At 71.8% G+C, this 14,693-nt stretch carries 16 protein-coding genes and 1 pseudogene; 11 read left to right on the top strand and 6 right to left on the bottom strand.

What is annotated here, in order from left to right:
* Positions 1 to 191: pseudogene (locus tag GA0070213_RS29620) on the bottom strand (ABC transporter ATP-binding protein); the annotation flags it as partial.
* A 239-nt stretch (positions 192 to 430) separates the two neighbouring features.
* Between GA0070213_RS29620 and GA0070213_RS29625 the strand changes: the two are divergent.
* From GA0070213_RS29625 to GA0070213_RS29650, 6 genes are all read left to right on the top strand, one after another.
* Positions 431 to 979, top strand: coding sequence for a Uma2 family endonuclease (locus GA0070213_RS29625; RefSeq protein WP_091072186.1), 549 nt, complete (start codon positions 431 to 433; stop codon positions 977 to 979).
* A gap of 33 nt (positions 980 to 1,012) precedes the next feature.
* A complete protein-coding gene (locus tag GA0070213_RS29630) occupies positions 1,013 to 2,446 on the top strand; it encodes a TldD/PmbA family protein (protein WP_091071946.1) in 1,434 nt (477 codons plus the stop codon).
* Complete coding sequence (locus GA0070213_RS29635) at positions 2,443 to 3,852, top strand: TldD/PmbA family protein (RefSeq protein ID WP_091071949.1); 1,410 nt, start codon at positions 2,443 to 2,445, stop codon at positions 3,850 to 3,852. The genes GA0070213_RS29630 and GA0070213_RS29635 overlap by 4 nt, the downstream gene beginning before the upstream one ends.
* A gap of 214 nt (positions 3,853 to 4,066) precedes the next feature.
* Entirely contained in the window at positions 4,067 to 4,873 is an 807-nt protein-coding gene (locus GA0070213_RS29640) for a hypothetical protein (protein ID WP_091071951.1), read from the top strand.
* Between the two features lie 11 nt (positions 4,874 to 4,884).
* On the top strand, positions 4,885 to 6,795 hold the full coding sequence (locus GA0070213_RS29645) for a fumarate reductase/succinate dehydrogenase flavoprotein subunit (protein ID WP_091071956.1): 1,911 nt from the start codon (positions 4,885 to 4,887) through the stop codon (positions 6,793 to 6,795).
* A 3-nt stretch (positions 6,796 to 6,798) separates the two neighbouring features.
* A complete protein-coding gene (locus GA0070213_RS29650; RefSeq protein ID WP_091071960.1) occupies positions 6,799 to 7,902 on the top strand; it encodes a succinate dehydrogenase/fumarate reductase iron-sulfur subunit in 1,104 nt (367 codons plus the stop codon).
* A gap of 116 nt (positions 7,903 to 8,018) precedes the next feature.
* Here GA0070213_RS29650 and GA0070213_RS29655 read toward each other — a convergent pair whose 3' ends face one another.
* A complete protein-coding gene (locus GA0070213_RS29655) occupies positions 8,019 to 8,405 on the bottom strand; it encodes a (deoxy)nucleoside triphosphate pyrophosphohydrolase (protein ID WP_091071963.1) in 387 nt (128 codons plus the stop codon).
* 238 nt (positions 8,406 to 8,643) lie between these two features.
* Between GA0070213_RS29655 and GA0070213_RS29660 the strand changes: the two genes are divergently transcribed.
* The 5 genes from GA0070213_RS29660 to GA0070213_RS29680 are packed head-to-tail and all read left to right on the top strand — an operon-like array spanning position 8,644 to position 11,374.
* A complete protein-coding gene (locus GA0070213_RS29660) occupies positions 8,644 to 8,952 on the top strand; it encodes a 4a-hydroxytetrahydrobiopterin dehydratase (protein ID WP_091071967.1) in 309 nt (102 codons plus the stop codon).
* Between the two features lie 31 nt (positions 8,953 to 8,983).
* The gene (locus GA0070213_RS29665; RefSeq protein ID WP_091071970.1) at positions 8,984 to 9,346 is read left to right on the top strand and encodes a PH domain-containing protein; all 363 of its coding nucleotides are present in this window, start codon (positions 8,984 to 8,986) and stop codon (positions 9,344 to 9,346) included.
* A 22-nt stretch (positions 9,347 to 9,368) separates the two neighbouring features.
* Complete coding sequence (locus GA0070213_RS29670; protein ID WP_091071973.1) at positions 9,369 to 10,085, top strand: SanA/YdcF family protein; 717 nt, start codon at positions 9,369 to 9,371, stop codon at positions 10,083 to 10,085.
* Between the two features lie 51 nt (positions 10,086 to 10,136).
* Positions 10,137 to 10,868: a class I SAM-dependent methyltransferase gene (locus GA0070213_RS29675; RefSeq protein ID WP_091071980.1), complete on the top strand. Its 732-nt coding sequence runs from the start codon at positions 10,137 to 10,139 to the stop codon at positions 10,866 to 10,868.
* A gap of 11 nt (positions 10,869 to 10,879) precedes the next feature.
* The gene (locus GA0070213_RS29680) at positions 10,880 to 11,374 is read left to right on the top strand and encodes a GNAT family N-acetyltransferase (RefSeq protein WP_091071984.1); all 495 of its coding nucleotides are present in this window, start codon (positions 10,880 to 10,882) and stop codon (positions 11,372 to 11,374) included.
* Between the two features lie 26 nt (positions 11,375 to 11,400).
* On the opposite strand, the gene GA0070213_RS29685 is transcribed toward GA0070213_RS29680, so the two are convergent.
* From GA0070213_RS29685 to GA0070213_RS29700, 4 genes are all read right to left on the bottom strand, one after another.
* Complete coding sequence (locus tag GA0070213_RS29685; protein ID WP_091071986.1) at positions 11,401 to 12,195, bottom strand: ABC transporter permease; 795 nt, start codon at positions 12,193 to 12,195, stop codon at positions 11,401 to 11,403.
* Complete coding sequence (locus GA0070213_RS29690) at positions 12,192 to 13,127, bottom strand: ATP-binding cassette domain-containing protein (protein WP_091071989.1); 936 nt, start codon at positions 13,125 to 13,127, stop codon at positions 12,192 to 12,194. The genes GA0070213_RS29685 and GA0070213_RS29690 overlap by 4 nt, the downstream gene beginning before the upstream one ends.
* Before the next feature lie 12 nt (positions 13,128 to 13,139).
* Positions 13,140 to 13,979: a DUF4097 family beta strand repeat-containing protein gene (locus GA0070213_RS29695; RefSeq protein ID WP_091071992.1), complete on the bottom strand. Its 840-nt coding sequence runs from the start codon at positions 13,977 to 13,979 to the stop codon at positions 13,140 to 13,142.
* An 82-nt stretch (positions 13,980 to 14,061) separates the two neighbouring features.
* Positions 14,062 to 14,580 (bottom strand): Arc family DNA-binding protein, encoded by a 519-nt coding sequence (locus tag GA0070213_RS29700; RefSeq protein ID WP_091071995.1) that lies wholly within the window; start codon positions 14,578 to 14,580, stop codon positions 14,062 to 14,064.
* Positions 14,581 to 14,693: the final 113 nt, after the last annotated feature.

Here is a 14,693-nt window from a genome sequence, read left to right on the forward strand (position 1 = left end):
CCCACGATCCCCAACGTGCGACCCCGCTCGACCGCGAACGACACCCCGTCCACCGCCCGGACCACACCGTCCTCGGTGTCGAACCGCACCCGCAGGTCGCTGACCTGGAGATAGGGCGCTTCACCGGAGCGCTGCTCCGGCACCTCCGGGCGGTCCGGCTCCCCGGACGGCACCGCCTCCGACCTGCCCATGACCGCCTCCCCCTCGGTAGTGAAGAGAACCTACAGCAAATCCCTGGAGGCGAAAATAAGCTACAAAGCGCGGGCTGTCAGCGGTCAGAGCGTAACGACTAGGTTTCCGACCTGAACAGCCCTCACCTGGGACATTCACCGCCGCAACTGCGCATCGTCGTCTCGCCGTCGCACCCGAGGTGCGACCATGGTCGTGGCGACCACAGGAGGATTCCCGCCGACACGAGGTGGAGGTGACCATGACCGCGGCGGTGTTCGGCCACAACGGCCCGTGGACTGAAGAGGAGTACCTCGCCCTCGGCGAGACGCAGCAACGCGTCGAACTCTTCGACGGGAGCCTCCACGTGACACCGGCACCGACGCCACGGCACCAGCGGATCCAGCGGAACCTCGGCAACCTGCTCGAGACAGCGGCACGGCGCGTGGGCCTGGAACTGTTGGAGACGGTGAACGTCCGGCTCAGGCCGGGCCGGATCCCCATCCCCGACCTGGTCGTCACCGCGCCGATCGACTTCGACGAGCCGATGGTCGAGGCGCGGGACGTGCGACTCGTCTGCGAGGTCATCTCACCGAGCAACGCGGCGACCGACAAGGTGCTCAAGATGCACTACTACGCCGCGTCCGGCATCGAGTGGTATCTGGTTGTCGAGCAGGAGGACGGCACCCTGCACCTCTACCGGCGGCAGGGGCGGCACTACCGGGAGGTGTCGGTGACCAAGCCCGGCGACGTCCTGGAGCTGACCGAGCCCGTCCGGGCCACGATCCGGCCCGAGGACCTCGTCCCCTGACGGATGTCGGTGCGCTCGCCTAGGGTCGGGCGCATGGGATTCGACGCGGCGACCGCCGCCGTCCAGGCCGCCCTCGACGCGGGAGCCCGCTACGCGGACGCCCGGGTGATGCACCGTCGCTACGAGTCGATGTCGGCGCGCAACGGCGACGTCGAGGAACTGGCCCAGCACGAGAGCATCGGGCTGGGGGTGCGCGCCCTGGTCGGCTCCGGTTGGGGCTTCCACGCCGTACCCGAGCTGTCCGACGCCGCGGCCCGCGACGCCGGCCGGCGCGCGGCGGCGATCGCCACCGCGAGCGCGCGGGTCCCGGGCCCGCCGATCGACCTCGTGCCGGTCGACGCGGCGGTGGCGAGCTGGGCCTCCGACTGCGCGGTCGATCCGCTCGGGGTCCCGCTGTCCGACAAGGGCGACCTGCTGGTCGGCGCCACCGCGACGATGCGCGAGCACGGCGCCGACCTGGCCGAGGGGCTCTACCAGATCTGGGACACCACGAAGTGGTTCGTCTCCAGCGAGGGCCACCGGATCGACCAGCACATCCGGGAGTGCGGTGGCGGCATCTCGGCCACCTCGATCGGCGACGGCGAGACGCAGCGCCGGTCCTACCCGAGCTACCGCGGGCAGTACGGCACCACCGGCTGGGAGCTGGTCACCTCGCTCGACCTGGCCGCGCACGCCGCCCGGATCGCCGAGGAGTCCCGCGAGCTGCTCACCGCCCCGGAGTGCCCGGCCGGCGAGACCGACCTGATCCTCGGTGGCGAGCAGCTCGCGCTGCAGATCCACGAGTCGGTCGGGCACGCCATCGAGCTGGACCGCATCCTCGGCTGGGAGGCGGCGTTCGCCGGCACCTCCTGGCTCGACCTGGCCCGCCTCGGCTCGCTCCGCTACGGCTCCGAACTGATGAACGTGACCATCGACCCGACCATCCCCGGCGCGCTGGGCAGCTTCGGCTTCGACGACGAGGGTTCCCCCGCGGTCGCCCGGGACGCGGTCCGCGAGGGGCGGTGGGTCGGTGTGCTCGCCGGCCGGGACTCGGCCGCCGTCGCCGGTCTGGGCTACGGCGGCAGCGTACGCGCCGACGGCTGGGCCCGGCTGCCGATGGTGCGGATGACGAACGTGGGCCTGGAACCGGGTCCGCACACGCTCGACGAGATCATCGCGGCCACCGACGACGGGGTGCTGATGGACGTCAACCGCTCCTGGTCGATCGACGACAAGCGGCTCAACTTCCAGTTCGGCTGCGAGGTCGGCTGGGAGGTGCGCAACGGCCGCCGGGGGCGGATGCTGCGCAACCCGACCTACACCGGCATCGGGCCGGTCTTCTGGCGCTCGATGGACATGCTCTCCTCGGAGACGGTCGCCTGGGGCACGCCCAACTGCGGCAAGGGGCAGCCCGGCCAGATCGGGCACACCGGCCACCCGGCCGCGCCGGCCCGGTTCCGCGGCGTCCGGGTGGGGGTGCGCGCATGAGCGAAGGCACCGAGCGGGATCTCGCGGCCCGGGTGGTGGAGCTGGTCCGGCGGGTGGCCGGCCCGGCCGCCCAGGCGGAGGTCCTGGTGACCCGCTCCGACCTGGCCCTGACCCGGTTCGCCAACTCGTTCATCCACCAGAACGTGGCCGAGACCGGCACCACCGTGCAGCTGCGACTGCACGTCGACGGCCGGACCGCCGCAGGCGGCAGCAGCCGGGTCGACCCGGACGGGCTGGCCGCACTGGTCGAGCGGACCCGGGCGGCAGCCCGGCTGGCCCCACCCGACCCGGCCTGGCCGGGGCTGACCGCGCCGGCACCCACGCCCGCCGGCCGGCCCGTCGACGAGGCGACCGCGTTCGCGTCGCCCGACGAGCGGGCCGCCCGGGTACGCGCGTTCGTGGACGCGGTCGAGGGGCTGGAGGCGGCCGGCTACTGCCGCACCTCCTACCGGTCCGGGGCGTTCGCCAACTCGGCCGGGCACTCGGCGGTGGGCCGGGCGGCCGAGGCGGCCATGGACGGCATCGCCCGCGCCGGCGGCGCGGACGGAGTGGCCCGGCACAGCGCCGACCGCCTGGCCGACCTGGAAGGCGCCGTGCTCGGCGCCCGCGCGGCGGCCAAGGCGCGGGCCGCGACCGACCCGATCGAGCTGCCGCCCGGGCGCTACGAGGTGGTGCTGGAGCCGGCCGCCGTGGCCGACCTGCTGCAGAACCTCGCCTGGTACGGCTTCAACGGCAAGCGATACGCCGAACGCCAGTCCTTCGCCGAGCCGGGCGTGGCGCAGTTCGACCCGGCGGTGACGCTGGTGGACGATCCGCTGCACGCCTCGACGCTGCCGTTCGACCTGGAGGGCACGGCCCGGCGGGCGCTGCCCCTGGTGGAGGCCGGCACCACCCGGGCGGTGGCGCACGACCGGCGCAGCGGCGCCGAGGTGGGCGCCGGGTCCACCGGGCACGGCATGGCCGGCGGGTCGACGTTCGGCCCGATCCCGCGCAACGTACGCCTGCTGCCGGCGGACCGGGCGGCGGACGTGTCCGTCGGCGCCGCGGCGGTGGGCGCCGGGGTGACGGGCGCGGTGGGCGACCCGGACACCGCGGCACTGGTCGCCGGCGTGCGGCGGGGGTTGCTGGTCAGCGACTTCTGGTACACGCGAGTGCTGGATCCGAAGCAGTTGGTGGTCACCGGGCTGACCCGCAACGGCGTCTGGCTGGTCGAGGACGGCGTGCCCACCCGGGCGGTGCGCGACTTCCGGTTCACCGAGTCCTACCCCCGGGCGCTGGGGCCGGGGCGGGTGCTCGGCCTGGGCCGGTCGCCGGTCCGCCAGCCGGACCGGTCCGACGGGTCCTGGTGTGAGGCGCCGACGGTGCGGCTGTCCTCGTGGAACTTCACCGGCGGCGCGTCCGGCTGACCGGTGGGCCCGCGCCGGCGACCGGTCGGCGCGCAGCTCGCCGCGTCACGCATATTGATCATGATCCGGGTCTTTCCAACCAGCGGGACACACGGGACACTGCGTTGCGCGGCCGGGCCGTGAAGATCGGCGTAACGTGTGTCACTTGACCGCGCCGGTTCGCGGCGTGGTCATGCGTGCGCAATGACGGGGTAGTGACGTCAGGGAGACTCAAATGACATCAACGGCAACGAGGCCGCGGGGTGTGCGGGCGCGTGCCGCCATCGCGGCGAAGACGTTGCGGACCGACCGCTGGTGGCTCGCGCCACTGATCACCGTGGTCGGGCTCAGCGCCTGGGTCATCTACGCGACCGTCCGGGTGTTCATGCACGACTTCTACTGGGTCGCCGACTACCACTACCTGACGCCGTTCTACTCCCCCTGCGTGACCGAGCGGTGCGTCGAGGGCGCCTCGCACTTCGGCAGCTTCCTGCCCGGCTGGTGGATCATCCCGGACGCGGCGTTGACCCTGCCGTTCCTGCTGCTGTTCCGGCTGACCTGCTACTACTACCGCAAGGCCTACTACCGGTCGTTCTGGCTGTCGCCGCCGGCCTGCGCGGTGCCGGACGGCCACGACAGCTACAGCGGTGAGACCCGCTTCCCGCTGCTCGGGCAGAACCTGCACCGTTACTTCTTCTACGCCGCCGCGATCATCTCCCTGATCAACACCTGGGACGCGATCTACGCCTTCCACTCCCCGGAGGGCTTCGGCTTCGGCCTGGGCAACGTCATCCTGCTGGTCAACGTGGTGATGCTCTGGGCGTACACGATCTCCTGCCACTCCTGCCGGCACATCATCGGCGGCCGGCTCAAGCACTTCTCCAAGCACCCGGTGCGATACAAGGCGTGGACCGCGGTGTCCTGGCTGAACGTCCGGCACATGCAGCTCGCCTGGATCACCCTGGGCACCCTGGCGTTCACCGACTTCTACGTGATGGCGATCGCCGCCAACTGGTTCAACGACCTGCGGTTCATCAACTGAAGGCCCCTGACATGACTGAAACGCGAATCGAACGACACCACTACGACGTCGTCGTGATCGGGGCCGGCGGCGCCGGCCTGCGCGCGGCGATCGAGGCCCGGCTGGCCGGCAAGAAGACCGCGATCATCTCGAAGTCGCTGTTCGGCAAGGCGCACACGGTGATGGCCGAGGGCGGCGCCGCGGCCGCGATGGGCAACGTGAACTCGCGCGACAACTGGCAGGTGCACTTCCGGGACACCATGCGCGGCGGCAAGTTCCTCAACAACTTCCGGATGGCCGAGCTTCATGCGAAGGAGTCGCCGCAGCGGATCTGGGAGCTGGAGACGTACGGCGCGCTCTTCGACCGGACCAAGGACGGCAAGATCTCGCAGCGCAACTTCGGCGGTCACGAGTACCCGCGCCTGGCGCACGTCGGCGACCGGACCGGCCTGGAGCTGATCCGCACGCTCCAGCAGAAGATCGTCTCGCTCCAGCAGGAGGACAAGCGCGAGTTCGGCAGCTACGACGCGCGGATCCGGGTCTTCTCCGAGACCACGATCACCGAACTGCTGCTGGACGGCGACCGGGTGGCGGGCGCGTTCGGCTACTACCGGGAGTCCGGCGAGTTCATCCTCTTCGAGGCGCCGGCCGTGGTGCTGGCCACCGGCGGTGTCGGTCGGTCCTACAAGGTCACCTCGAACTCCTGGGAGTACACCGGGGACGGTCACGCGCTGGCGCTGCGCGCCGGGGCCACGCTGATCAACATGGAGTTCCTCCAGTTCCACCCGACCGGCATGGTCTGGCCGCCCTCGGTGAAGGGCATCCTGGTCACCGAGTCGGTGCGCGGCGACGGCGGCGTGCTGAAGAACTCCGACGGCAAGCGGTTCATGTTCGACTACGTCCCCGACGTCTTCCGCAAGCAGTACGCGGAGACCGAGGAGGAGGCGGACCGCTGGTACACCGACCCGGACAACAACCGGCGTCCGCCGGAGCTGCTGCCCCGCGACGAGGTCGCCCGGGCGATCAACAGCGAGGTCAAGGCCGGTCGGGGTACGCCGGCCGGCGGCGTCTACCTGGACATCGCGTCCCGCCGGTCGGCGGAGGAGATCCGTCGCCGGCTGCCCTCGATGTACCACCAGTTCAAGGAGCTGGCCGACGTCGACATCACCAAGGAGCCGATGGAGGTCGGCCCGACCTGTCACTACGTGATGGGTGGTGTCGAGGTGGACCCGGACACCGGCGCGGCGGCGGGCACCGTCCGCGGCCTGTTCGCCGCTGGCGAGGTCTCCGGCGGCATGCACGGCTCCAACCGGCTCGGCGGCAACTCCCTGTCCGACCTGCTGGTCTTCGGCAAGCGGGCGGGCGGGCACGCCGCGACGTACGCCGATCAGCTGGGCGCGCGCCCGGCGGTGTCGGTGGCGGCGGTGGAGGCGGCGGTGGAGACGGCGCTGGCGCCGTTGCAGCGCGACACCGGCGAGAGCCCCTACCAGCTCCAGCAGGACCTCCAGGTGGTGATGGGCGATCTGGTCGGCATCATCAGGCGCGAGGGCGAGCTGGCCGACGCGCTGGGCAGGCTGGCCGAGCTGCGGGAGCGGGTGGCGAAGGTGAGCGCGGTCGGCGGTCGCCGCTACAACCCGGGCTGGCACCTGGCGCTCGACCTGCGCAACATGCTGGTGGTCTCGGAGTGCACCGCGAAGGCGGCGCTGGAGCGGCAGGAGTCGCGCGGCGGGCACACCCGGGAGGACTACCCGGCGATGGACCCGGCGTGGCGTCGGGTCAACCTGGTCTGCGCGCTCGACGGCGACGCGGTCCGGCTCACCCACAAGCCGCTGCCGACGATGCGGCCCGAGTTGATCGGGCTCTTCGACCGGGCGGAGCTGTCCAAATATCTCACCGACGAGGAACTCGCCGAGTTCGACGCTCTCACCGAAGAGGAGCGCTGAGGAATGGGAACCGATCCGCAGCAGGCGGCCGGCAAGCCGGCCGCGAAACGGCAGTTCCGCATCTGGCGGGGCGACGAGACCGGCGGCGACCTGCAGGACTACACGGTCGAGGTGAACGAGGGCGAGGTCGTCCTCGACGTCATCCACCGCCTCCAGGCCACCGAGGCGCCGGACCTGGCGTGCCGGTGGAACTGCAAGGCGGGCAAGTGCGGCTCCTGCTCGATGGAGATCAACGGCAAGCCGCGGCTGGGCTGCATGACGCGGATGTCGACGTTCGAGGAGGCGGAGACCGTCACGGTCACCCCGCTGCGCACCTTCCCGGTGATCCGGGACCTGGTCACCGACGTCTCGTTCAACTACGAGAAGGCCCGGGAGACGCCGGCGTTCGCGCCGCCGGCCGACGTGGCGCCCGGCGACTACCGGATGCAGCAGATCGACGTCGAGCGGTCGCAGGAGTTCCGCAAGTGCATCGAGTGCTTCCTGTGCCAGAACGTCTGCCACGTGATCCGTGACCACGACGAGAACAAGCCGGCGTTCTCCGGTCCCCGGTTCTTCATCCGGGCCTCGGAGCTGGACATGCACCCGCTCGACACGCGCACCGACCGCAAGGAGTACGCGCAGTCGGAGATGGGGCTCGGCTTCTGCAACATCACCAAGTGCTGCACCGAGGTCTGCCCCGAGCACATCAAGATCACCGACAACGGGATCATCCCCATGAAGGAACGGGTCGTGGACCGCAGGTACGATCCCCTTGTGTGGCTCGGTAACAAGATCTTCCGGAGGGGTCAGGTGCCTCAGACCAGCGCGACCAGCGGGCATTCCAGCGGTGCGGTGACCAGCGGCGCGGCCCACGGCGGGGTGCACTCGCACGCCGGCGGCTCGCACGACAGCGGCGCCGAGCGCCAGGCCCAGCAGGGCGTCAACTGGCAGCGGGAGGTGCCGCACCCGACGGCGCCGGCGGTCGACTCCAGCGGCAAGCTGCCGCTGACCGAGCTGACCTTCGACCGGGCCGCCGCGCCGTCGCCGTTCGGCGACGACGTGGAGTTCCCGCTGCCGGCCGAGCATCTCAACTTCGCCCACCCGCAGCAGGACGAACCGAAGCACTGAGCAGCGGCGCGACGATGACGGGGGCCAGCGGCACACGCCGCCGGCCCCCGTCCCGTTTCCGACCGGCTGTCCGGTTCGGCGGCGACCCGGCCCGGCGCGAGGGCGGGCGGCGCGGCTCAGGAGCCGGCGAGCAACGGGCGCAGCGCGGGCACGATCGGCACGTCGGCCGGCAGCCAGTCGACGCTGTCCAGCTCGGCCGCGGAGAGCCAGCGCAGGTCGGCGTGCTCCAGGGCGGTCGGCTGGTCGCCGTGGAGCAGACGGGCCGCGTAGACCCGCAGGACGGACCGGCCGTGGGCCATCCGCACGTCCCGGCCGACGCGGGCGCCGACCGCGACCCGGACGCCCAGTTCCTCGGCGCACTCGCGAGCCAGCGCGTCGGTCTCGGTCTCGCCCGGCTCGACCTTGCCGCCGGGGAACTCCCAACGGCCCGCCACCTCGGCAGGCGCCGCGCGTTCACAGGCGAGGACCCGACCGGCCACGATGATCGCCGCTCCGACGACCACCCTCGGCTCACGCCGGTCGGCCTGCCCACTCCCGCTAAACCGTTCGGTCCGCACGGGCCACCAGCGTGCCAGATCAATCGGCGGTTTGGGTAGCTGAGTCGGCCATCAGGCCAGCAGAACACGGAAGTGTGGGCGTGGACACACCTTCCGTGCGACGACAGACTAGAGGGCGTCGACTGGGACACGGGATGGCGACGATTTGGCCACAAGCCGGCAACGACGCCTGGGAGGTGCGGTGATGCGCGTGCTGTTCAGCAGCCGGGCGAAGCACGACTACCTCAGCGACGCGCTCGCTCTGCTGTCCGGATGGACGCGAGAGGGTGAGCAGATCCGCCGCACGCTCGTCCTCGACGACACCCAGCACGCCGCGCTCACCGAACGGGTGGCCGTGGTGGCCGACGCGCTGCGGCTGCGCCCCGAGATCAGCCGCCGGGCCGACCGGACCCAGATCCGGCTCGGTCACGACGACGGCGAGCCGCTCACGGAGGGCGAGGTCCTGCTCGCGGCGCGCATCGAGGACGCGGTCCGGGCGGTCACCGAGCACTGAGCGCTGGCGCGGCTGTCCTACCGTCGTGGACATGTCTGGCCCGACGTACGACCGCAAGGAACAGTTCCAGCAGATCCAGAGTGGCCTGCTGCCCGGGGAACAGATCGTCGCCGTCTACGACGCGATCGGCACCGGCACCGGCTTCATCGGTCTGACCGACCGGCGGGTGATCGTCCAGGACCGCTCGTTCGTCGGCAAGAAGTTCGCCATCACGAGCATCCCGTACTCGAAGATCACCAGCGTGAGCGTGGTGAGCAACAAGTCCTGGGGCGGCTCGTTCTTCTCCACCGGGGCGATCGCCGTGCACGTCGGCACCCACTCCTACGAGGTGGAGTTCCGGGGCGCGGACAAGGCCCACCACGTGCACAACGTGATCCTGCACCACATCTCCTGAGCGGGCTGGCACAATCGCCGCCATGCGGGGGCTGATCGCACGCGGGCGTGCCTGGCACGCCACCCACCGGCGGGCCGTACGCCTGCTCCGCCGGCTCGTCCTGGTCGCCGCGGCCGGCGTGGTGGCGCTGGCCGTGGTGACCGCGGCCAGCGCGGCCTGGATCCGCGGCGACGCCCGGGGGCGCGTGTTCACCGCCGCCGACGTGCCGGAGGCGCCGGTGGCGCTGGTGCTCGGCGCCAAGGTGGAGGCCGACGGCACGCCGTCGCCGTTCCTGGCCGCCCGGCTGGAGATCGCCCGGCAGCTGTTCGACTCCGGCAAGGTCAAGGTGGTGCTGGTCTCCGGCGACCACATGGACTGGGACTACGACGAGCCGGACGCGATGCGCCGCTGGTTGGTCGAGCGGGGCGTGCCGGCGGAGAAGATCGTGCTCGACCACGCCGGCTTCGACACCTACGACTCGTGCGCCCGGGCCCGACGGATCTTCGGCGTGCGGCGGGCCACCGTGGTCACCCAGTCGTTCCACCTGCCGCGCGCGGTGGCGCTCTGCCGGGAACTCGGCATCGAGACCAACGGCGTCGGTGACGACACCGTCCGCCGGTTCGCCCAGCAGTGGCGGATCAGCACCACCCGGGAGTACGGCGCCGGCGTGAAGGCCGCGGTGGACGTGCTCTCCGGGCGCGACCCGGTGCACCTCGGCCGCCGGGAGACCGGTGTGGACGACGCCCTGCGGGCCGGCTGAGGGGCGGTAATCCGGTTGTCCACCGGGGACGGTCGCTGGTCTGCTGGCGTGATGTCCGTCTTCGACGATCCCGGCCACTTCGGCCGACTCTGGGCCGCCACCTACGACGACCCCGGCAATCCCGACCCCGCACCGGCCGTCGACTTCCTCGCGCCCCTGGCCGGCGGCGGTCCGGCGCTCGAACTGGCCGTCGGCACCGGCCGGGTGGCCCTGCCGCTGGCCGCCCGCGGCCTCACCGTGGAGGGCGTCGAGGCGTCCCCGGAGATGGTGGCGAAGCTGCGCGCCAAGCCGGGCGGCGAGCACATGCCGGTCACCATCGGCGACATGGCCGACGTCCCGGTCTCCGGGCCGTACCGTCTGGTCTTCCTGGTCTTCAACACGCTGTTCAACCTGGTCGACGCGGAGCGTCAGGCCGACTGCTTCCGCAACGTCGCCCGGGTGCTGGCCCCCGGCGGGGCGTTCGTGATCGAGACGTTCGTGCCGGACCCCGCGAACTTCGACCGGGACGAGCAGGTCCAGGTCCGCGAGGTGACCGAGGACTCCGCGACCATCCGCATGCACCGGTACGACCGGGCGGCACAGACGTTCGTGCGGCAGACGATCACGTTCGACGCCGACGGCGTGCATCTGCACCCGTTCGCCATGCGCTACGCCTGGCCGGAGCAGATCGACGAGATGGCGGGGCGGGCCGGCCTGCGCCTCGCCGAGCGGTACGCCGACTGGGACCGGACGCCGTTCGACGCGGACAGCCGGTCGCACATCTCCGTCTACCGGCTCGGATAACGTTCCCGGCGATGACCGTGACCATTGCCGCGATGACCGACGCACACGCCGACGCGGTCCTGGAGATCTACCGCCTCGGCATCGCCGAGGGAAACGCCACGTTCGAGACCGAACCACCCGGCTGGGAGCGGTTCACCGCGGTCCGGATGCCCGGCCACCGGTGGGTGGCGCTCGACCCGACCGGGCGGCTGCTCGGCTGGGTGGCCTGCTCGGCGGTCTCCGACCGCTGCGTCTACGCCGGTGTGGTCGAGCACTCCGTCTACGTGCACCCCGAGGCGCGCGGGCGCGGAGTCGGCCGCGCGCTGCTGGACGCGTTGATCGCCTCCACCGAGGCGGCCGGCGTCTGGACCATCCAGTCCGGCGTGTTCCCGGAGAACACCGCCAGCCTGGCCCTGCACGCGGCCCGGGGATTCCGGGTGGTCGGCACCCGGGAGCGGATCGGCCGGCACCACGGCGTCTGGCGGGACGTCACGCTGATCGAACGGCGCAGCCCCCGGATCCGCTGACGCGGACCGGGGGCTGCGCGCCGGTTTCAGCGCGACTCGCGGTTGAACAGCCGCCGGGACCAGAGGTACCCGCCGAGCGCGACGGCGGCGCACCAGCCGAGCGCGACCCAGCCGTCGCTGCCGATCGGCTCCGCCATCAGCAGCCCGCGGAGGCTCTCGATGATCGGGGTGAACGGCTGGTACTCGGCGAACCAGCGCAGGCCGGCCGGCATCGAGTCGGTGGGCACGAACCCGCTGCCGAGGAACGGCAGCAGGATCAGCGGCATCGGCAGGTTGCTCGCGGTCTCCACGCTCTCGCTCACCTGGCCCAGCGCGACGGCCAGCCAGACCAGCGCGAACGTGACGGCCGCGAGGAGGCCGACCGCGCCCAGCCAACCGGCCGGCCCGGCGGTGGGCCGGAACCCGACCAGCAGCGCCACGCCGATCACCACGGCCAGGCTGATCGCCGCCTGGATCATGCTGCCGAGCACGTGGCCGGTCAACACCGAGACCCGGGCGATGTGCATGGTGCGGAACCGGGCGACGATACCCTCGGTCATGTCCATGGCGATCGAGATCGCGGTGCCCTGGACCGTGGCCGCCACGGTCATCAGGATGATCGCCGGCGCCACGTAGTTGGCGTACTCGGCGCGCCCGCCGCCGCTGGCCAACCCGGCGCCCAGCGTGCCGCCCAGCACGTAGACGAAGAGCAGCAGGAACACCACAGGCATCCCGACGAGCATCACGGTCATCGACGGGTAGCGCAGCATGCGCTTCAGGTTGCGGCGCAGCATCGTCACCGAGTCGCGCAGCGGGTGGAATGTGAGGGCGGCGGTGCTCATGACGTGGTCACCTTCCGGTCGGTGAGGGCGAGGAAGACGTCGTCGAGGTCGGGGGTGTGCACGGACAACTCGTCGACCTCGACGCCCCGGTCGTCGAGCCGGCCGATCAGCGCCCGCAACGAGCGCAGGCTGCCGTCGCCCGGCACCCGCAGGGCGAGCGCGTCGGTGTCACGCGTGGCCCGGTCGAGCACCCGTACCGCCGCGTCGAGAGCCTGCGGGTCGGCGAACCGTAACCGGACGTGCCCGCCGGGGATGCGGCGCTTCAACTCGTCGGGGGTGCCCTCGGCGACCACCCGGCCGCGGTCCAGGACCGCGATCCGGTCGGCCAGCTCGTCCGCCTCCTCCAGGTACTGCGTGGTCAGGAAGATGGTGACGCCACCGGCCACCAGGTCGCGGACGATCTGCCACATGTCGCGTCGACTGCGCGGGTCCAGCCCGGTGGTCGGCTCGTCCAGGAAGATCACACGCGGGTCGCCGACCAGGGTCATCGCCAGGTCGAGCCGGCGCAGCATGCCGCCGGAGTAGGTCGATGCCGGCTTGCCGGCCGCCTCGGTGAGGCCGAACCGTTCGAGCAGCCCGGCGACGCGTTGCCGACCCTCGGCGCGGGGCAGGTGGTGCAGGTCAGCCATCAACCGCAGGTTCTCCGCGCCGGTGAGCAGCTTGTCCACCGCGGAGAACTGCCCGGTCACGCCGATCGCGGCGCGTACCGCGTCCGGCTCGCGGGCCAGGTCGTGCCCGGCGACCCGGACCTCACCCGCGTCGGCGGCGAGCAGGGTGGAGAGGATCCGCACAGTGGTGGTCTTTCCCGCGCCGTTCGCGCCGAGCAGCGAGAAGACCGTCCCCTCGGGTACGCGCAGGTCGATGCCGTCGAGCACGACGTGGTCGCCGAACGACTTCCGGAGCCCGGTGACGGCGATCTGGTTCGTGGTCATGGTCGCTCTCCCTCAAGACCGGCGGACGGTGATGTCGCCGTAGGAGGTGCGGCCGCGCACCTCGACGGTCTGCTCGGCGCCGTCGGGCCGGGCGGTGCTCTCCAGCAGGTTGCGCACCTGGCCGAAGCCGGTGTTGACCTCCAGCCAGGCGGCGGTGCCCTGGGCCACGCCGATGTCCAGGTCGCCCATGGCCGTGCCGAGCACGACCGAGCCGCGCACCACCTCGGCGATCCGGATGCCGCCGTTGGAGGTCTTCGCGTCGACGTCCGCGCCGGCGCGGGCCACCTCGACGGCGCCGTTGGCGTTGCGTACCCGTACGTCCCCGGTGGCCGCGTCGATCGTGGTGTCACCGTTGGAGTTCTTGACCGCCACCGCACCCTGGACCTGGCCGACCTGGACGGTGCCGGAGCCGGTGGAGATCTCCGCGTCGCCGGTGACACCGTCGACGGCGACGCGTCCGGCGCCGGTGTGCAGGCGCAGCGGCCCGGTCTGCTCCAGCCGGACGTTGCCGGTGGTCTTGACCCGGGTCTCACCGAGCCGGCCGGCGGCGCTGACGTCGCCCATCAGCAGGTGCGCGGCCAGCCGGGAGTCGGTCGGCAGCTCGATGGAGACATCCACCGACCTGCTCTTCTTCGAGAAGTCGAAGCTCCGCCTCGGGCCGGTGACCTGGAGCGCGCCGTTGGTGTAGTCGACGCGTACCTGCGCGGCGGCCTGCACGTCGGACTCGTCGTCGCCGTTGCTCGGGCGGACCTCGACCACGGTGTCGGTGCGGTCGCTCGCGGCGATCCGCACGGAGGCGACGCCGAGCTCCATCGTGACGGAGATCGATTCGGGTGTGTCGAAAACAGGCATGGTTGTCCCCGCATCCTGGGTGGTTGGGTCGTCCCCGCAGGTCAGGGGGACGTGAGAGGAGAAGTGGTGCGGTGCCGCGCGGTCAGTGCACCCAGCCGGTGAACCGCTGCTGGGACCGCTTGCCGACGTGCGGCGGCTCGGGGCGCGGCCCACGGTCGCCTCTGGGCAGGCCGGCGGCTGCGGCCCGGACCAGCCAGGCGTTCACCGAACGCCCCTCGGCGGCAGCGGCCTCCTCGACCGCGGTCTTGAGCTGCTCGGGCATGCGTACGTTGATCCGGGCGACCGGGCCGTCCTCGGTGATCGGCAGGTCGGTGTCGGGCGCCGCGCCCGCCTCGGGCGCGGTGGGGAGCGGTTCGGCGGACGGCACCGTCACGACGAAGTCCGGGTCGCGGCCGCGCAGGCGCAGCTCCACCGAACCCGGGGCCAACTCCCGGGTGATCTCGTCGGCGGCGGCGGACAGCGCGTCCAGCAGCGTCATCCGGATCGCCGATTCCAGCGGCCCGGTCAGGCGCTCGACCAGCGCACGCGACTCCTCACCACCGGCTTCGGCGAGCGTGGCGAACTCCCGCCCGAGGTTGCTCACATACGAGGTCAAGTCCATGGCACTACTGTGGCACACGCTGTGGCACCACTGCAAGCCTTAATGGCATCACTTTGGCACTCGATCGCGCCGCATGCGCTCGGCCCTTCTGCGTGGCGGGCCGCGGCTACACT

It is taken from the genome of Micromonospora humi, assembly GCF_900090105.1.
In the GTDB taxonomy this organism is placed as follows: domain Bacteria; phylum Actinomycetota; class Actinomycetes; order Mycobacteriales; family Micromonosporaceae; genus Micromonospora; species Micromonospora humi.